Here is an 18,744-nt window from a genome sequence, read left to right on the forward strand (position 1 = left end):
TTTCCTTTAATCATGGTTTATTTATCTTTGCGGACGTGCTTACCCCAGCCCAGTTCAGCGGATATCTCTTCTGCACAGGATTTGACGTAAGGTGCCAGTTCTTCCAGACGCGCCAGCGACATATACGTGGTGGTACTGGCGACAGAAATAGCCGCCACAATTTCATCCCGGGCGTTGTAAACCGGCGCTGCAACGCAACGGATAGTCGGCTCGTTCTCTTCCAGATCAAAAGCAAAACCACTGGCGGCATAACGACGCATGTTCTGAATAAATGCGCCCAGTTTTGTTTCATCACCACAGGTCTTAAACAGCGTGCGCCACTCTTCTTCTGTTCGGTTGAGGATCAATGCCTTGCCGATGCCGGTGATTGCCAGTGGCATGCGATGGCCTGGGCGTGAGCGCATTTCCAGCCCGCGCTGACTGTTGATCTTCTCCAGATACAGCACTTCGTCGCCTTCAACGATCCCCAGATGCACGGTGTCCAGGGTGTAACGGGCAAGGCGTTGCAAAACGGGCTGGGCAATTTCGTACAGCGAGGTGCTTTCCAGTGCTCTGGCACCGAATTCGATCAGTTTGGCACCCAGTTGGTAGCCCTGCGTTGGGACATGGCGCAGGTAGCGTTGTTCCACCAGAACGGTGACTAAACGATGGGTTGTGCTCCGGGTCGTGCCGGTGAACTCGCCGATACTTTTTAGGTCATGGCAGCCGTTATAAACAGCATTAAGAACCGCCAGTCCACGTAATAACGTTTGTGCGCCTGCGGTGGTTGAAGAGGTTTCTGCCATACGTTTCTCCTGATGATATTGCTGAAGTGTTCCACATAATGACGTGGGGAAAAGGTGATATATCCCACAATATAAACTTCATCTCATATTATGGGATAAAATAATGAAAATTAACGATCGTTTTGCGTAGCGCCTCGCAGGAAACTTCTTTCAAACTGGACGTTTGTACAGCACAATTCTATTTTGTGCGGGTAAGTTGTTGCGTCAGGAGGCGTTGTGGATTTCTCAATCATGGTTTACGCAGTCATTGCGTTGGTGGGTGTGGCAATTGGCTGGCTGTTTGCCAGTTATCAACATGCGCAGCAAAAAGCCGAGCAATTAGCTGAACGTGAAGAGATGGTCGCGGAGTTAAGCGCGGCAAAACAACAAATTACCCAAAGCGAGCACTGGCGCGCAGAGTGTGAATTGCTCAATAACGAAGTGCGCAGCCTGCAAAGTATTAACACCTCGCTGGAGGCCGATCTGCGTGAAGTGACCACGCGGATGGAAGCCGCACAGCAACACGCTGACGATAAAATTCGCCAGATGATCAACAGCGAACAGCGCCTCAGTGAGCAATTTGAAAACCTTGCCAACCGTATTTTTGAACACAGTAATCGTCGGGTTGATGAGCAAAATCGCCAGAGTCTGAACAGTCTTTTGTCGCCGTTGCGTGAACAACTGGACGGTTTTCGCCGTCAGGTTCAGGACAGTTTCGGTAAAGAAGCACAAGAACGTCATACCCTGACTCACGAAATCCGCAATCTCCAGCAACTCAACGCGCAAATGGCCCAGGAAGCGATCAACCTGACGCGTGCGCTGAAAGGCGACAATAAAACCCAGGGCAACTGGGGCGAAGTGGTGCTAACCCGCGTACTGGAGGCGTCTGGTCTGCGTGAAGGGTATGAATATCAGACTCAAGTGAGTATCGAAACCGACACTCGTTCGCGAATGCAACCGGATGTCATCGTGCGGCTGCCGCAGGGCAAAGATGTGGTGATCGACGCCAAAATGACGCTGGTTGCCTATGAACGTTATTTCAACGCTGAAGATGACTACACACGTGAAAGCGCGCTACAGGAACATATCGCGTCGGTGCGTAACCATATCCGTTTGCTGGGACGCAAAGATTATCAACAGCTGCCGGGGCTGCGAACTCTGGATTACGTGCTGATGTTTATTCCCGTTGAACCCGCTTTTTTACTGGCGCTTGACCGTCAGCCGGAGCTGATCACCGAAGCGTTGAAAAACAATATCATGCTGGTTAGCCCGACTACGCTGCTGGTGGCGCTGCGCACTATCGCCAACCTGTGGCGTTATGAGCATCAAAGCCGCAACGCCCAGCAAATCGCCGATCGTGCCAGCAAGCTGTACGACAAGATGCGTTTGTTCATCGATGACATGTCCGCGATTGGTCAAAGTCTCGACAAAGCGCAGGATAACTATCGCCAGGCAATGAAAAAACTCTCTTCAGGTCGCGGAAATGTGCTGGCGCAGGCAGAAGCGTTTCGCGGTTTAGGGGTAGAAATTAAACGCGAGATTAATCCGGATTTGGCTGAACAGGCGGTGAGCCAGGATGAAGAGTATCGACTTCGGTCGGTTCCGGAGCAGCCGAATGATGAAGCTTATCAACGCGATGATGAATATAATCAGCAGTCGCGCTAGCCCATTGGGGGTAGTTAAGCCGGGTAGAAATCTAGGGCATCGACGCCCAATCTGTTACACTTCTGGAACAATTTTTTGATGAGCAGGCATTGAGATGGTGGATAAGTCACAAGAAACGACGCACTTTGGTTTTCAGACCGTCGCGAAGGAACAAAAAGCGGATATGGTCGCCCACGTTTTCCATTCCGTGGCATCAAAATACGATGTCATGAATGATTTGATGTCATTCGGTATTCATCGTTTGTGGAAGCGATTCACGATTGATTGCAGCGGCGTACGCCGTGGGCAGACCGTGCTGGATCTGGCTGGTGGCACCGGCGACCTGACAGCGAAATTCTCTCGCCTGGTCGGAGAAACTGGCAAAGTGGTCCTTGCTGATATCAATGAATCCATGCTCAAAATGGGCCGCGAGAAGCTGCGTAATATCGGTGTGATTGGCAACGTTGAGTATGTTCAGGCGAACGCTGAGGCGCTGCCGTTCCCGGATAACACCTTTGATTGCATCACCATTTCGTTTGGTCTGCGTAACGTCACCGACAAAGATAAAGCACTGCGTTCAATGTATCGCGTGCTGAAACCCGGCGGCCGCCTGCTGGTGCTTGAGTTCTCGAAGCCAATTATCGAGCCGCTGAGCAAAGCCTATGATGCATACTCCTTCCATGTGCTGCCGCGTATTGGCTCACTGGTCGCGAACGACGCCGACAGCTACCGTTATCTGGCAGAATCCATCCGTATGCATCCCGATCAGGATACCCTGAAAACCATGATGCAGGATGCCGGATTCGAAAGTGTTGACTACTACAATCTGACGGCAGGGGTTGTGGCGCTGCATCGTGGTTATAAGTTCTGACAGGAGACCGGAAATGCCTTTTAAACCTTTAGTGACGGCAGGAATTGAAAGTCTGCTCAACACCTTCCTGTATCGCTCACCCGCGCTGAAAACGGCCCGCTCGCGTCTGTTGGGCAAAGTGCTGCGCGTGGAGGTAAAAGGCTTTTCGACGTCATTGATTCTGGTGTTCAGCGAACGCCAGGTCGATGTACTGGGCGAATGGGCAGGCGATGCTGACTGCACCGTTATCGCTTACGCCAGCGTGTTGCCGAAACTTCGCGATCGCCAGCAGCTTGCCGCACTGATTCGTAGTGGTGAGCTGGAAGTGCAGGGCGATATTCAGGTGGTGCAAAACTTCGTTGCGCTGGCAGATCTGGCTGAGTTCGACCCTGCGGAACTGCTGGCCCCTTATACCGGTGATATCGCCGCTGAAGGTATCAGCAAAGCCCTGCGCGGGGGCGCAAAGTTCCTGCATCACGGCATTAAGCGCCAGCAACGTTATGTGGCGGAAGCCATTACTGAAGAGTGGCGTATGGCACCCGGTCCGCTTGAAGTGGCCTGGTTTGCGGAAGAGACGGCTGCCGTCGAGCGTGCTGTTGATGCCCTGACCAAACGGCTGGAAAAACTGGAGGCTAAATGACGCCAGGTGAAGTACGGCGCCTATATTTCATCATTCGCACTTTTTTAAGCTACGGACTTGATGAACTGATCCCCAAAATGCGTATCACCCTGCCGCTACGGCTATGGCGATACTCATTATTCTGGATGCCAAATCGGCATAAAGACAAACCTTTAGGTGAGCGACTACGACTGGCCCTGCAAGAACTGGGACCAGTATGGATCAAGTTCGGGCAGATGTTATCAACCCGCCGCGATCTTTTTCCGCCGCATATTGCCGATCAGCTGGCGTTATTGCAGGACAAAGTCGCTCCGTTTGATGGCAAGCTGGCGAAGCAGCAGATTGAAGCTGCAATGGGCGGCTTGCCGGTAGAAGCGTGGTTTGACGATTTTGAAATCAAGCCGCTGGCTTCTGCTTCTATCGCCCAGGTTCATACCGCGCGATTGAAATCGAATGGTAAAGAGGTGGTGATTAAAGTTATCCGCCCGGATATTTTGCCGGTCATTAAAGCGGATCTGAAACTTATCTACCGTCTGGCTCGCTGGGTGCCGCGTTTGCTGCCGGATGGTCGCCGTCTGCGCCCAACCGAAGTGGTGCGCGAGTACGAAAAGACCTTGATTGATGAACTGAATTTGCTGCGGGAATCTGCCAACGCCATTCAGCTTCGACGCAATTTTGAAGACAGCCCGATGCTCTACATCCCGGAAGTTTACCCTGACTATTGTAGTGAAGGGATGATGGTGATGGAGCGTATTTACGGCATTCCGGTGTCTGATGTTGCGACGCTGGAGAAAAACGGCACCAACATGAAATTGCTGGCGGAACGCGGCGTGCAGGTGTTCTTCACTCAGGTCTTTCGCGACAGCTTTTTCCATGCTGATATGCACCCTGGCAACATCTTCGTAAGCTATGAACACCCGGAAAACCCGAAATATATCGGCATTGATTGCGGGATTGTTGGCTCGCTAAACAAAGAAGATAAACGCTATCTGGCGGAAAACTTTATCGCCTTCTTTAATCGCGACTATCGCAAAGTGGCAGAGCTACACGTCGATTCTGGTTGGGTGCCACCAGATACCAACGTTGAAGAGTTCGAATTTGCCATTCGTACGGTCTGTGAACCTATCTTTGAGAAACCGCTGGCCGAAATTTCGTTTGGACATGTACTGTTAAATCTGTTTAATACGGCGCGTCGCTTCAATATGGAAGTGCAGCCGCAACTGGTGTTACTCCAGAAAACCCTGCTCTACGTCGAAGGGGTAGGACGCCAGCTTTATCCGCAACTCGATTTATGGAAAACGGCGAAGCCTTTCCTGGAGTCGTGGATTAAAGATCAGGTCGGTATTCCTGCGCTGGTGAGAGCATTTAAAGAAAAAGCGCCGTTCTGGGTCGAAAAAATGCCAGAACTGCCTGAACTGGTTTACGACAGTTTGCGCCAGGGCAAGTATTTACAGCATAGTGTTGATAAGATTGCCCGCGAGCTTCAGTCAAATCATGTACGTCAGGGACAATCGCGTTATTTTCTCGGAATTGGCGCTACGTTAGTATTAAGTGGCACATTCTTGTTGGTCAGCCGACCTGAATGGGGGCTGATGCCCGGCTGGTTAATGGCAGGTGGTCTGATCGCCTGGTTTGTCGGTTGGCGCAAAACACGCTGATTTTTTCATCGCTCAAGGCGGGCCGTGTAACGTATAATGCGGCTTTGTTTAATCATCATCTACCACAGAGGAACATGTATGGGTGGTATCAGTATTTGGCAGTTATTGATTATTGCCGTCATCGTTGTACTGCTTTTTGGCACCAAAAAGCTCGGCTCCATCGGTTCCGATCTTGGTGCGTCGATCAAAGGCTTTAAAAAAGCAATGAGCGATGATGAACCAAAGCAGGATAAAACCAGCCAGGATGCTGATTTTACTGCGAAAACTATCGCCGATAAGCAGGCGGATACGAATCAGGAACAGGCTAAAACAGAAGACGCGAAGCGCCACGATAAAGAGCAGGTGTAATCTGTGTTTGATATCGGTTTTAGCGAACTGCTATTGGTGTTCATCATCGGCCTCGTCGTTCTGGGGCCGCAACGACTGCCTGTGGCGGTAAAAACGGTAGCGGGCTGGATTCGTGCGTTGCGTTCACTGGCGACAACGGTGCAGAACGAACTGACCCAGGAGTTAAAACTCCAGGAGTTTCAGGACAGTCTGAAAAAGGTTGAAAAGGCGAGCCTCACTAACCTGACGCCCGAACTGAAAGCGTCGATGGATGAATTACGCCAGGCTGCGGAGTCGATGAAGCGTTCCTACGTTGCAAACGATCCTGAAAAGGCGAGCGATGAAGCGCACACCATCCATAACCCGGTGGTGAAAGACAATGAAACTGTGCATGAAGGCGTAACGCCTGCTGCTGCACAAACGCAGGCCAGTTCGCCGGAACAGAAGCCAGAAACCACGCCAGAGCCGGTGGTAAAACCTGCTGCGGACGCTGAACCGAAAACCGCTGCACCTTCCCCTTCGTCGAGTGATAAACCGTAAACATGTCTGTAGAAGATACTCAACCGCTTATCACGCATCTGATTGAGCTGCGTAAGCGTCTGCTGAACTGCATTATCTCGGTGATCGTGATATTCCTGTGTCTGGTCTATTTCGCCAATGACATCTATCACCTGGTATCCGCGCCATTGATCAAGCAGTTGCCGCAAGGTTCAACGATGATCGCCACCGACGTGGCCTCGCCGTTCTTTACGCCGATCAAGCTGACCTTTATGGTGTCGCTGATTCTGTCAGCGCCGGTGATTCTCTATCAGGTGTGGGCGTTTATCGCCCCAGCGCTGTATAAGCATGAACGTCGCCTGGTGGTGCCGCTGCTGGTTTCCAGCTCTCTGCTGTTTTATATCGGCATGGCGTTCGCCTACTTTGTGGTCTTTCCGCTGGCATTTGGCTTCCTTGCCAATACCGCGCCGGAAGGGGTACAGGTATCCACCGACATCGCGAGCTATTTAAGCTTCGTTATGGCGCTGTTTATGGCGTTTGGTGTCTCCTTTGAAGTGCCGGTGGCAATTGTGCTGCTGTGCTGGATGGGGATTACCTCGCCAGAAGACTTACGCAAAAAACGCCCGTATGTGCTGGTTGGTGCATTCGTTGTCGGGATGTTGCTGACGCCGCCGGATGTCTTCTCGCAAACGCTGTTGGCGATCCCGATGTACTGCCTGTTTGAAATCGGTGTCTTCTTCTCACGCTTTTACGTTGGTAAAGGGCGAAACCGGGAAGAGGAAAACGACGCTGAAGCAGAAAGCGAAAAAACTGAAGAATAAATTCAACCGCCCGTCAGGGCGGTTGTCATATGGAGTACAGGATGTTTGATATCGGCGTTAATTTGACCAGTTCGCAATTTGCGAAAGACCGTGATGATGTTGTAGCGCGCGCTTTTGACGCGGGAGTTAATGGGCTACTCATCACCGGTACCAATCTGCGTGAAAGCCAGCAGGCGCAAAAGCTGGCGCGTCAGTATTCGTCCTGTTGGTCAACGGCGGGCGTACATCCTCACGACAGCAGCCAGTGGCAAGCTGTGACTGAAGAAGCGATTATTGAGCTGGCCGCGCAGCCAGAAGTGGTGGCGATTGGTGAATGTGGTCTCGACTTTAACCGCAACTTTTCGACGCCGGAAGAGCAGGAACGCGCTTTTGTTGCCCAGCTACGCATTGCCGCAGAATTAAACATGCCGGTATTTATGCACTGTCGCGATGCCCACGAGCGGTTTATGACATTGCTGGAGCCGTGGCTGGATAAACTGCCTGGTGCGGTTCTTCATTGCTTTACCGGCACACGCGAAGAGATGCAGGCGTGCGTGGCGTGTGGAATTTATATCGGCATTACCGGTTGGGTTTGCGATGAACGACGCGGGCTGGAGCTGCGGGAATTGTTGCCGTTGATTCCGGCGGAGAAATTGCTGATCGAAACTGATGCGCCGTATCTGCTCCCTCGCGATCTCACGCCAAAGCCATCATCCCGGCGCAACGCGCCAGCCCATCTGCCCCATATTTTGCAACGTATTGCGCACTGGCGTGGAGAAGATGCCGCATGGCTGGCTGCCACCACGGATGCCAATGTCAAAACACTGTTTGGGATTGCGTTTTAGAGTTTGCGGAACTCGGTGTTCTTTACGCTGTGCTTAATTTCTTTATTGATAAGATTAAGCAATAGCATGGAGCGAGCCTCTCCGTCTGGCTCGGTGAAAATGGCCTGAAAACCTTCGAATGCGCCTTCAGTAATAATCACTTTATCACCAGGATACGGCGTCGATGGATCGACAATATCTTTCGGTTTATACACTGATAACTGATGAATCACCGCCGATGGGACTATCGCTGGCGACGCGCCAAAGCGCACGAAGTGGCTGACACCGCGGGTCGCGTTGATAGTCGTGGTATGAATCACTTCCGGATCGAACTCCACAAACAAGTAGTTGGGGAACAATGGCTCACTGACTGCAGTACGTTTGCCACGCACGATTTTTTCCAGGGTGATCATCGGTGCCAGGCAATTCACAGCCTGTCTTTCGAGGTGTTCCTGGGCACGTTGAAGTTGCCCGCGCTTGCAGTACAGTAAATACCAGGATTGCATAATGACTCTTATCCGTTTAATCGGGGCGCAAGGATAGCAAAAGCTTTACGCTAAGTTAATTATATTCCCCGGTTTGCGTTATACCGTCAGAGTTCACGCTAATTTAACAAATTTACAGCATCGCAAAGATGAACGCCGTATAATGGGCGCAGATTAAGAGGCTACAATGGACGCCATGAAATATAACGATTTACGCGACTTCTTGACGCTGCTTGAACAGCAGGGTGAGCTAAAACGTATCACGCTCCCGGTGGATCCGCACCTGGAAATCACTGAAATTGCTGACCGCACTTTGCGTGCCGGTGGGCCTGCGCTGTTGTTCGAAAACCCTAAAGGCTACTCAATGCCGGTGCTGTGCAACCTGTTCGGTACGCCAAAGCGCGTGGCGATGGGCATGGGGCAGGAAGATGTTTCGGCGCTGCGTGAAGTTGGTAAATTATTGGCGTTTCTGAAAGAGCCGGAGCCGCCAAAAGGTTTCCGCGACCTGTTTGATAAACTGCCGCAGTTTAAGCAAGTATTGAACATGCCGACAAAGCGACTGCGTGGTGCACCCTGCCAACAAAAAATCGTCTCTGGCGATGACGTCGATCTCAATCGCATTCCCATTATGACCTGCTGGCCGGAAGATGCCGCGCCGCTGATTACCTGGGGGCTCACCGTAACGCGTGGCCCGCATAAAGAGCGGCAGAATCTGGGCATTTATCGCCAGCAGCTAATTGGTAAAAACAAACTGATTATGCGCTGGCTGTCGCATCGCGGCGGCGCGTTGGATTATCAGGAGTGGTGTGCGGCGCATCCGGGCGAACGTTTCCCGGTTTCTGTGGCGCTGGGTGCCGATCCTGCCACGATTCTCGGTGCAGTCACCCCCGTTCCGGATACGCTTTCAGAGTATGCGTTTGCCGGATTGCTGCGCGGTACCAAGACCGAAGTGGTGAAGTGTATCTCCAATGACCTTGAAGTGCCCGCCAGTGCGGAGATTGTGCTGGAAGGGTATATCGAACAAGGCGAAACTGCGCCGGAAGGGCCGTATGGCGACCATACCGGTTACTATAACGAAGTCGATAGTTTTCCGGTATTTACCGTGACGCATATTACCCAGCGTGAAGATGCGATTTATCATTCCACCTATACCGGGCGTCCGCCAGATGAACCTGCGGTACTGGGTGTAGCACTGAACGAAGTGTTCGTGCCGATTCTGCAAAAACAGTTCCCGGAAATTGTCGATTTTTATCTGCCGCCGGAAGGCTGTTCTTATCGTCTGGCGGTAGTGACGATCAAAAAACAGTACGCCGGACACGCGAAGCGCGTCATGATGGGCGTCTGGTCGTTCTTACGCCAGTTTATGTACACTAAATTTGTGATCGTTTGCGATGATGACGTCAACGCCCGCGACTGGAACGATGTGATTTGGGCGATTACCACCCGTATGGACCCGGCGCGGGATACTGTTCTGGTAGAAAATACGCCTATTGATTATCTGGATTTTGCCTCGCCTGTCTCCGGGCTGGGTTCAAAAATGGGGCTGGATGCCACGAATAAATGGCCGGGTGAAACCCAGCGTGAATGGGGACGTCCCATCAAAAAAGATCCAGATGTTGTCGCGCATATTGACGCCATTTGGGATGAACTGGCTATTTTTAACAACGGTAAAAGCGCCTGATGCGCGTTTGTTTTGCCCTATTTATCGATCCGACAGAGAAAGCGCATGACAACCTTAAGCTGTAAAGTGACCTCGGTAGAAGCTATCACGGATACCGTATATCGTGTCCGCATCGTGCCAGACGCGGCCTTTTCTTTTCGTGCTGGTCAGTATTTGATGGTAGTGATGGATGAGCGCGACAAACGTCCGTTCTCAATGGCTTCGACGCCAGATGAAAAAGGGTTTATCGAGCTGCATATTGGCGCTTCTGAAATCAACCTTTACGCGAAAGCAGTCATGGACCGCATCCTCAAAGATCATCAAATCGTGGTCGATATTCCCCACGGAGAAGCGTGGCTGCGCGATGATGAAGAGCGTCCGATGATTTTGATTGCGGGCGGCACCGGGTTCTCTTATGCCCGCTCGATTTTGCTGACAGCGTTGGCGCGTAACCCAAACCGTGATATCACCATTTACTGGGGCGGGCGTGAAGAGCAGCATCTGTATGATCTCTGCGAGCTTGAGGCGCTTTCGTTGAAGCATCCTGGTCTACAAGTGGTGCCGGTGGTTGAACAACCGGAAGCGGGCTGGCGTGGGCGTACTGGCACCGTGTTAACGGCGGTATTGCAGGATCATGGTACGCTGGCAGAGCATGATATCTATATTGCCGGACGTTTTGAGATGGCGAAAATTGCCCGTGACCTGTTTTGCAGCGAGCGTAATGCGCGGGAAGATCGCCTGTTTGGCGATGCGTTTGCATTTATCTGAGATATAAAAAACCCGCCCCTGACAGGCGGGAAGAACGGCAACTAAAACTTTATACAGTGGCATTACTCTACGTTGCATCCGGCAAACAGTGCCCGATGCAACGCTGCCGCGTCTTATCGGGCCTACAAAAGTTCTGAACCGTGGGCCGGATAAGGCGTTCACGCCGCATCCGGCAAGTGGTTAAACCCGCTCAAACACCGTTGCAATGCCCTGACCCAGACCGATACACATCGTCGCCAGACCAAACTGGACGTCTTTGTGTTCCATCAGATTCAGCAGCGTGGTGCTGATACGCGCACCGGAACAACCCAGCGGATGACCCAGCGCGATCGCGCCACCGTTGAGGTTGATCTTCTCGTCAATCTGCTCCATTAGCCCGAGATCTTTAATACACGGCAGGATCTGCGCGGCAAAGGCTTCGTTCATCTCGAATACGCCGATATCGCTGGCAGAAAGCCCCGCTTTTTTCAGCGCCAGCTTCGAGGCCGGAACCGGACCATAACCCATAATAGATGGGTCACAACCCACAACCGCCATCGAACGCACGCGGGCGCGCGGCTTAAGACCTAATTCACGGGCGCGGCTTTCACTCATCACCAGCATGGCAGCTGCGCCATCGGAAAGCGCAGAAGATGTACCCGCCGTTACCGTACCGCTGACGGGATCAAACGCCGGACGCAGTGTGGCGAGGGCTTCCACGGTGGTTTCCGGGCGAATCACTTCGTCGTAATTAAACTGCTTCAATACGCCGTCGGCATCGTGACCACCGGTCGGGATGATTTCATTTTTAAATGCGCCTGACTGCGTGGCGGCCCACGCGCGGGCGTGTGACCGCGCGGCAAAGGCATCCTGCATTTCACGGCTGATACCGTGCATACGCGCCAGCATTTCTGCCGTTAAGCCCATCATGCCCGCCGCTTTGGCGACATTACGGCTCAGGCCGGGGTGAAAATCGACGCCGTGACTCATTGGCACATGGCCCATATGCTCCACGCCGCCAACCAGACATGCCTGCGCATCACCGGTCATGATCATTCGTGCTGCGTCATGCAGTGCCTGCATGGATGAACCACACAAGCGATTAACGGTAACCGCCGGGACAGAGTGCGGCACTTCAGCCAACAGTGCCGCGTTACGGGCGATATTAAAACCCTGCTCCAGTGTTTGCTGCACACAACCCCAGTAAATATCGTCAAGGGCCGCCGCTTCCAGTGCCGGGTTACGCGCCAGCAGGCTACGCATTAAATGAGCGGAGAGATCTTCCGCACGCACGTTACGAAAAGCACCGCCCTTCGAACGGCCCATCGGGGTGCGAATTGCATCGACAATGACAACCTGTTCCATTGTGACTCCTTAAGCCGTTTTCAGGTCGCCAACCGGACGGGCTGGCTCAACCGGGGGATAGTACGGTTCGTTATGACGTGCTTTATTACGCAGACCTTCCGGTACTTCATACAGCGGGCCGAGGTGCTGATATTGCTGTGCCATATCGAGGTATTTTGCGCTGCCGAGGGTGTCCAGCCAGCGGAACGCGCCGCCGTGGAACGGAGGGAAGCCCAGGCCGTAGACCAGCGCCATATCCGCTTCTGCCGGAGTGGCGATAATGCCCTCTTCCAGACAGCGGACCACTTCGTTGACCATCGGGATCATCATGCGGGCGATAATCTCTTCTTCGCTGAAATCGCGCTTCGGCTGGCTCACTTTTGCCAGCAGGTCGTCAACGACGACATCTTCTTCTTTCTTCGGCTTACCTTTGCTGTCTTCTTTATAACGCCAGAAACCGAGGCCGTTCTTCTGACCAAAGCGGTTGGCATCAAACAGCGCGTCGATGGCATCGCGATAATCTTTCTGCATCCGCTGCGGGAAGCCTGCTGCCATGACAGCCTGGGCGTGATGCGCGGTGTCAATGCCCACAACATCCAGCAGATATGCCGGACCCATCGGCCAGCCAAACTGTTTTTCCATCACTTTGTCGATCTTGCGGAAATCCGCGCCGTCGCGCAGCAACTGGCTGAAACCGGCGAAATAGGGGAACAGTACACGGTTGACGAAGAAGCCGGGGCAGTCGTTAACCACAATCGGCGTTTTGCCCATCTTGCTCGCCCAGGCGACGACTTTCGCGATGGTTTCGTCGGAGCTTTTCTCGCCGCGAATAATTTCTACCAACGGCATTCGGTGGACCGGGTTAAAGAAGTGCATCCCGCAGAAGTTTTCCGGACGTTCCAGCGCGTTGGCCAGTTCGCTGATAGGAATGGTTGAAGTGTTCGACGCCAGTACGGTATCCGGGCGTACTTTCTGCTCGGTTTCTGCCAGCACGGCTTTTTTCACTTTCGGGTTTTCAACAACCGCTTCTACCACAACATCCACGCGGTCAAACCCGGCGTAGTCGAGCGTTGGGTGAATTGTGGAGATCACGCCAGCCAGTTTCAGACCATCGATCTTGCCGCGCTCAAGCTGCTTGTTCAGCAGTTTCGCGGCTTCGGTCATGCCGAGGGTTAACGACTTGTCGTTGATATCTTTCATGACAACCGGCACGCCTTTCCACGCAGACTGGTAAGCGATGCCGCCGCCCATAATGCCTGCGCCCAGCACAGCGGCCTGTTTCGGGGTTTCAACATCTTTGGTGAGTTTCTTCGCTTTACCTTTTACATATTGATCGTTAAGGAAAATGCCGACCAGTGCGCGGGCTTCGTTGGTATGCGCCAGCGGGACAAAACTTTTGTTTTCCAGGTTTAAGGCTTCTTCACGACCAAAACGGGCCGCAGCTTCAATGGTTTTTACTGCGGTGATGGGGGCCGGATAATGTTTCCCCGCCGTTTGTGCGACCATCCCTTTAGCGATGGTGAAGCTCATGGTGGCTTCAATCTTGCTCAGTTTTAGCGGTTCCAGCTTCGGCTGACGTTTCGCTTTCCAGTCGAGGTCGCCGTTAATGGCCTGGCGTAAAATCGCCATCGCCCCTTCAATCAGTTTTTCTGCTTTGACTACACCATCCACCAGACCGATTTTCAGCGCCTGATCCGCGCCGACATCTTTACCGGCGGCAATGATTTCCAGCGCACTGTCAGCGCCCAGCATACGTGGCATACGTACAGAACCGCCAAAGCCCGGCATGATGCCCAGTTTGGTTTCCGGCAGACCGATGCGCAGATCCGGCGTCGCCAGACGATAATCGGTCGCCAGCACGCATTCGCAGCCACCGCCCAGCGCATAGCCGTTGACGGCAGCAATGGTCGGCACCGGGAGATCTTCCAGGCGATTAAACACGCTATTGGCAAAGTGCAGCCACTGACTTAACTGTTCTTCAGGAACGAGGAACAGGGACAAAAATTCGGTGATATCAGCACCGACGATAAAGGCTGCTTTGTTCGAACGCAGCAGCAGCCCTTTTAGATCTGATTGCTGTTCCAGCACGCCGATGGCCTCGCCGAGGCTGGCGACGGTCGCAGTGTCGAGTTTATTAACTGAACCTGGGGCATCAAATACCAGTTCGGCAATGCCATCTTCCAGCCAGTCAAGGTACAGGGTGTCGCCTTTGTAAAGCATGTCAGTCTCCTGAATCCGCAAGGTGATCTGGTCGTACCAGATGCATCGAAGTGTGTATTTTGTGTTAAAAATATGCAAATAAAAGATTAAAGAAATGCCGATCTGATCACGCTCGGCAGAAATCACGCTCTGGATGAACGATGTGCTAAGATGCGGAGACTTAAGGTCAAAAAAACAGAAGGGTAAAAAATGGAATCACTGGCCTCACTCTATAAAAATCATATCGCTACCTTACAAGAACGGACTCGCGATGCGCTGGCGCGCTTCAAGCTGGATGCGTTACTTATTCACTCCGGCGAACTGTTCAACGTTTTTCTCGACGATCATCCCTATCCGTTTAAAGTGAACCCGCAATTCAAAGCGTGGGTGCCGGTAACTCAGGTGCCAAACTGCTGGCTGCTGGTGGATGGCGTGAACAAGCCGAAACTGTGGTTTTATCTGCCGGTTGATTACTGGCACAACGTCGAACCGCTACCGACCTCCTTCTGGACTGAAGATGTAGAAGTGATCGCGCTGCCGAAAGCCGATGGCATTGGTAGCCTGCTGCCTGCTGCGCGCGGCAATATCGGTTATATCGGTCCGGTGCCGGAACGTGCGCTGCAACTGGGTATTGAGGCCAGCAACATCAACCCGAAAGGGGTGATCGACTACCTGCATTACTACCGCTCCTTCAAAACCGAGTACGAACTGGCCTGTATGCGTGAAGCGCAGAAAATGGCGGTCAATGGTCATCGTGCGGCAGAAGAAGCGTTCCGTTCTGGCATGAGCGAGTTCGATATCAACATTGCCTATCTGACCGCGACCGGTCATCGTGATACCGACGTACCTTATAGCAACATTGTGGCGCTTAACGAACACGCTGCGGTGTTGCATTACACCAAACTGGACCACCAGGCACCGGAAGAGATGCGCAGCTTCCTGCTGGATGCCGGGGCCGAATATAACGGCTATGCGGCTGATCTGACCCGTACCTGGTCGGCAAAAAGCGACAACGACTACGCACAGCTGGTGAAAGACGTAAATGATGAGCAACTGGCGCTGATCGCCACCATGAAAGCAGGCGTCAGCTATGTGGATTACCATATCCAGTTCCATCAGCGCATCGCCAAACTGCTGCGTAAACATCAAATCATCACCGATATGAGTGAAGAAGCGATGGTCGAAAACGATCTCACCGGACCGTTTATGCCGCACGGTATCGGCCATCCGCTGGGCCTGCAGGTGCATGACGTAGCCGGTTTTATGCAGGATGATAGCGGTACGCACCTCGCGGCACCGGCAAAATATCCGTACCTGCGCTGCACCCGTATTCTCCAGCCGGGCATGGTGTTAACCATCGAACCGGGTATCTACTTCATCGAATCGCTGCTGGCACCGTGGCGTGAAGGGCAGTTCAGCAAACACTTCAACTGGCAGAAAATTGAAGCACTGAAACCGTTCGGCGGCATTCGTATCGAAGACAACGTGGTGATTCACGAAAACAACGTGGAAAACATGACCCGGGATCTGAAACTGGCGTGATGGAAAGCTGGTTAATTCCTGCGGCACCGGTCACGGTCGTTGAAGAGATCAAAAAGAGCCGCTTCATTACGCTGTTGGCGCATACCGATGGCGTTGAGGCGGCAAAAGCGTTTGTTGAATCGGTGCGGGCAGAACACCCCGATGCCCGCCACCATTGCGTGGCGTGGGTGGCGGGTGCGCCGGATGATTCTCAACAGCTGGGTTTCTCTGACGACGGGGAGCCGGCGGGAACGGCAGGTAAACCGATGCTCGCCCAACTAATGGGCAGCGGCGTCGGGGAAATTACCGCTGTGGTGGTGCGCTACTACGGCGGCATATTGCTTGGCACCGGTGGGTTAGTGAAAGCGTATGGCGGCGGCGTGAATCAGGCGCTGCGCCAGCTAACGACCCAACGCAAGACACCGTTAACCGAATATACTTTGCAATGTGAATATAGTCAGTTAACCGGCATTGAAGCGTTGCTGGGGCAGTGTGACGGCAAAATTATCAACAGTGATTATCAGGCATTCGTTCTGCTGCGGGTGGCGCTTCCGGCGGCGAAAGTGGCTGAATTTTCCGCAAAGCTGGCGGATTTTAGCCGTGGTTCATTGCAATTGTTAGCGATTGAAGAATAATCCCCACTTCGTTTTGCAGAACTAAGGAAGCGGCAGAGATGCATTTTCGCGCCATTACCCGAATCGTTGGACTACTGGTTATCTTATTTTCAGGGACCATGATTATCCCTGGGCTGGTAGCACTCATCTACCGGGATGGAGCGGGCCGCGCTTTTACCCAGACCTTTTTTGTCGCCCTCGCCATTGGCTCTATGCTTTGGTGGCCGAACCGCAAAGAGAAGGGTGAACTGAAATCCCGTGAGGGGTTTCTGATAGTGGTGCTGTTCTGGACCGTGCTGGGTAGCGTCGGTGCGCTCCCTTTTATCTTCTCGGAAAGCCCGAACCTCACGATTACCGATGCGTTTTTTGAATCTTTCTCTGGCCTGACCACCACGGGGGCCACTACGCTGGTGGGGCTGGATTCGCTCCCTCACGCCATCCTCTTTTATCGCCAGATGCTGCAATGGTTTGGCGGGATGGGGATCATCGTGTTGGCGGTTGCGATACTGCCTATCCTCGGCGTGGGTGGGATGCAGCTCTATCGCGCAGAAATGCCCGGCCCGCTGAAAGATAACAAAATGCGCCCGCGAATTGCGGAAACGGCGAAAACCCTGTGGTTGATTTATGTCTTGCTGACCGTCGCCTGTGCGCTGGCGTTGTGGTTTGCTGGAATGGATGCCTTTGATGCCATCGGCCATAGCTTTGCGACTATCGCTATTGGCGGCTTCTCGACACATGATGCCAGTATCGGTTATTTCGACAGCCCGACTATTAACACTATCATTGCTATCTTCCTGCTGATCTCTGGCTGTAACTACGGTCTGCACTTTTCACTGTTAAGTGGGCGTAGTCTGAAGGTTTATTGGCGCGATCCGGAATTTCGCATGTTTATCGGCGTACAGTTTTCACTGGTGGTTATTTGTACACTCGTACTGTGGTTTCATAATGTCTACAGTTCGGCGCTGATGACAATTAACCAGGCGTTTTTCCAGGTGGTGTCGATGGCGACAACCGCCGGGTTTACAACTGACAGCATTGCCCGCTGGCCGCTCTTTTTGCCGGTACTGCTTTTATGTTCAGCTTTTATCGGCGGTTGCGCCGGGTCAACGGGCGGTGGCCTGAAAGTGATCCGCATCCTGTTGCTGTTTAAGCAGGGGAACCGTGAGCTGAAACGACTGGTGCATCCGAACGCCGTCTATAGCATTAAGCTGGGGAATCGCGCACTGCCGGAACGTATCCTCGAAGCCGTTTGGGGATTTTTCTCCGCCTATGCATTGGTGTTTATTGTCAGTATGCTGGCGATTATCGCCACGGGCGTGGATGACTTTTCTGCCTTTGCCTCGGTTGTTGCAACATTGAATAACCTGGGGCCAGGGCTTGGCGTGGTTGCTGATAACTTTACCAGTATGAACCCGGTGGCTAAATGGATCCTGATTGCCAACATGCTGTTTGGTCGTCTCGAGGTCTTTACATTGCTGGTGCTCTTTACCCCGACTTTCTGGCGTGAATGATGGAGTAATACGTGAAAACATTAATTCTTTTCTCAACAAGGGACGGACAAACGCGCGAGATTGCCTCCTACCTGGCTTCGGAACTGAAAGAACTGGGGATCCAGGCGGATGTCGCCAATGTGCACCGCATTGAAGAACCACAATGGGAAAACTATGACCGTGTGGTTATTGGTGCTTCTATTCGCTATGGTCACTACCACTCTGCGTTCCAGGAATTTGTCAAAAAGCATGCGACGCGACTGAATTCGATGCCGAGCGCCTTTTATTCCGTAAATCTGGTGGCGCGTAAACCGGAGAAGCGTACTCCACAGACCAACAGCTACGCGCGGAAGTTTCTGATGAACTCGCAATGGCGTCCCGATCGCTGTGCCGTCATTGCCGGGGCGCTGCGTTACCCACGTTATCGCTGGTACGACCGTTTTATGATCAAGCTGATTATGAAGATGTCAGGCGGTGAAACGGATACGCGCAAAGAAGTTGTCTATACCGATTGGGAGCAGGTGGCGAATTTCGCCCGAGAAATCGCCCATTTAACCGACAAACCGACGCTGAAATAAGCATAAAGAATAAAAAATGCGCGGTCAGAAAATTATTTTAAATTTCCTCTTGTCAGGCCGGAATAACTCCCTATAATGCGCCACCACTGACACGGAACAACGGCAAACACGCCGCCGGGTCA

The 18,744-nt window shown here is 52.7% G+C and carries 18 protein-coding genes; 14 read left to right on the top strand and 4 right to left on the bottom strand.

Going from position 1 to position 18,744, the window contains the following annotated elements; all coding sequences use genetic code 11:
- Window positions 1-17 precede the first annotated feature (17 nt).
- Window positions 18-785 (bottom strand): IclR family transcriptional regulator, encoded by a 768-nt coding sequence (locus tag ACJHX4_RS22990; protein WP_000852398.1) that lies wholly within the window; start codon window positions 783-785, stop codon window positions 18-20.
- A 216-nt stretch (window positions 786-1,001) separates the two neighbouring features.
- Here ACJHX4_RS22990 and rmuC point away from each other — a divergent pair, with 216 nt between their 5' ends.
- The 8 genes from rmuC to tatD all read left to right on the top strand — a co-directional run bounded on the left by rmuC (window position 1,002) and on the right by tatD (window position 8,005).
- Window positions 1,002-2,429, top strand: coding sequence for a DNA recombination protein RmuC (gene rmuC / locus ACJHX4_RS22995; protein ID WP_000347720.1), 1,428 nt, complete (start codon window positions 1,002-1,004; stop codon window positions 2,427-2,429).
- A gap of 94 nt (window positions 2,430-2,523) precedes the next feature.
- Window positions 2,524-3,279, top strand: a complete 756-nt coding sequence (gene ubiE, locus ACJHX4_RS23000; protein WP_000227959.1) for a bifunctional demethylmenaquinone methyltransferase/2-methoxy-6-polyprenyl-1,4-benzoquinol methylase UbiE — start codon at window positions 2,524-2,526, stop codon at window positions 3,277-3,279.
- 13 nt (window positions 3,280-3,292) lie between these two features.
- A complete protein-coding gene (ubiJ, locus tag ACJHX4_RS23005) occupies window positions 3,293-3,898 on the top strand; it encodes a ubiquinone biosynthesis protein UbiJ (RefSeq protein WP_001296603.1) in 606 nt (201 codons plus the stop codon).
- Entirely contained in the window at window positions 3,895-5,535 is a 1,641-nt protein-coding gene (gene ubiB / locus ACJHX4_RS23010; RefSeq protein ID WP_000187545.1) for a ubiquinone biosynthesis regulatory protein kinase UbiB, read from the top strand. Before ubiJ ends, ubiB begins: the two co-directional genes overlap by 4 nt.
- A 78-nt stretch (window positions 5,536-5,613) precedes the next feature.
- Window positions 5,614-5,883: a Sec-independent protein translocase subunit TatA gene (gene tatA / locus ACJHX4_RS23015; RefSeq protein ID WP_001295260.1), complete on the top strand. Its 270-nt coding sequence runs from the start codon at window positions 5,614-5,616 to the stop codon at window positions 5,881-5,883.
- A gap of 3 nt (window positions 5,884-5,886) precedes the next feature.
- The gene (tatB, locus tag ACJHX4_RS23020; RefSeq protein ID WP_000459601.1) at window positions 5,887-6,402 is read left to right on the top strand and encodes a Sec-independent protein translocase protein TatB; all 516 of its coding nucleotides are present in this window, start codon (window positions 5,887-5,889) and stop codon (window positions 6,400-6,402) included.
- 2 nt (window positions 6,403-6,404) lie between these two features.
- Window positions 6,405-7,181, top strand: a complete 777-nt coding sequence (gene tatC, locus ACJHX4_RS23025) for a Sec-independent protein translocase subunit TatC (protein ID WP_000109949.1) — start codon at window positions 6,405-6,407, stop codon at window positions 7,179-7,181.
- 41 nt (window positions 7,182-7,222) lie between these two features.
- Entirely contained in the window at window positions 7,223-8,005 is a 783-nt protein-coding gene (gene tatD, locus ACJHX4_RS23030) for a 3'-5' ssDNA/RNA exonuclease TatD (RefSeq protein WP_001296604.1), read from the top strand.
- Here the strand turns inward: tatD and rfaH are convergent.
- Window positions 8,002-8,490: a transcription/translation regulatory transformer protein RfaH gene (gene rfaH / locus ACJHX4_RS23035; protein WP_001192400.1), complete on the bottom strand. Its 489-nt coding sequence runs from the start codon at window positions 8,488-8,490 to the stop codon at window positions 8,002-8,004. The two genes, tatD and rfaH, sit on opposite strands and share 4 nt — an antisense overlap.
- A gap of 166 nt (window positions 8,491-8,656) precedes the next feature.
- On the opposite strand from rfaH, the gene ubiD reads away from it, so the two are divergent.
- Both ubiD and fre read left to right on the top strand, forming a co-directional pair.
- Window positions 8,657-10,150, top strand: a complete 1,494-nt coding sequence (gene ubiD, locus ACJHX4_RS23040; protein WP_000339804.1) for a 4-hydroxy-3-polyprenylbenzoate decarboxylase — start codon at window positions 8,657-8,659, stop codon at window positions 10,148-10,150.
- 45 nt (window positions 10,151-10,195) lie between these two features.
- Window positions 10,196-10,897: an NAD(P)H-flavin reductase gene (gene fre / locus ACJHX4_RS23045; RefSeq protein ID WP_000209826.1), complete on the top strand. Its 702-nt coding sequence runs from the start codon at window positions 10,196-10,198 to the stop codon at window positions 10,895-10,897.
- Between the two features lie 180 nt (window positions 10,898-11,077).
- On the opposite strand, the gene fadA is transcribed toward fre, so the two are convergent.
- Together fadA and fadB are read right to left on the bottom strand one after the other, a co-directional pair.
- Window positions 11,078-12,241 (bottom strand): acetyl-CoA C-acyltransferase FadA, encoded by a 1,164-nt coding sequence (fadA, locus tag ACJHX4_RS23050; protein WP_000438747.1) that lies wholly within the window; start codon window positions 12,239-12,241, stop codon window positions 11,078-11,080.
- Between the two features lie 9 nt (window positions 12,242-12,250).
- Window positions 12,251-14,440 carry a fatty acid oxidation complex subunit alpha FadB gene (gene fadB, locus ACJHX4_RS23055; RefSeq protein WP_000965911.1) on the bottom strand — a complete coding sequence of 730 codons (2,190 nt, stop codon included), beginning with the start codon at window positions 14,438-14,440 and terminating at the stop codon, window positions 12,251-12,253.
- Between the two features lie 189 nt (window positions 14,441-14,629).
- Here fadB and pepQ point away from each other — a divergent pair, with 189 nt between their 5' ends.
- From pepQ to hemG, 4 genes are read left to right on the top strand one after another with little or no spacing between them, the layout of a single operon-like run.
- Window positions 14,630-15,961 (top strand): Xaa-Pro dipeptidase, encoded by a 1,332-nt coding sequence (pepQ, locus tag ACJHX4_RS23060; protein WP_000444561.1) that lies wholly within the window; start codon window positions 14,630-14,632, stop codon window positions 15,959-15,961.
- Window positions 15,961-16,575: an IMPACT family protein gene (locus tag ACJHX4_RS23065; RefSeq protein ID WP_001295262.1), complete on the top strand. Its 615-nt coding sequence runs from the start codon at window positions 15,961-15,963 to the stop codon at window positions 16,573-16,575. The genes pepQ and ACJHX4_RS23065 overlap by 1 nt, the downstream gene beginning before the upstream one ends.
- Window positions 16,576-16,613: 38 nt before the next feature.
- A complete protein-coding gene (gene trkH, locus ACJHX4_RS23070; protein WP_000545665.1) occupies window positions 16,614-18,065 on the top strand; it encodes a Trk system potassium transporter TrkH in 1,452 nt (483 codons plus the stop codon).
- 11 nt (window positions 18,066-18,076) lie between these two features.
- Window positions 18,077-18,622: a menaquinone-dependent protoporphyrinogen IX dehydrogenase gene (gene hemG, locus ACJHX4_RS23075; RefSeq protein ID WP_000853959.1), complete on the top strand. Its 546-nt coding sequence runs from the start codon at window positions 18,077-18,079 to the stop codon at window positions 18,620-18,622.
- The last annotated feature ends 122 nt before the right edge of the window (window positions 18,623-18,744 follow it).

This window comes from Escherichia sp. WS2035 (genome assembly GCF_046487065.1).
In the GTDB taxonomy this organism is placed as follows: Bacteria; Pseudomonadota; Gammaproteobacteria; order Enterobacterales; family Enterobacteriaceae; genus Escherichia; species Escherichia coli.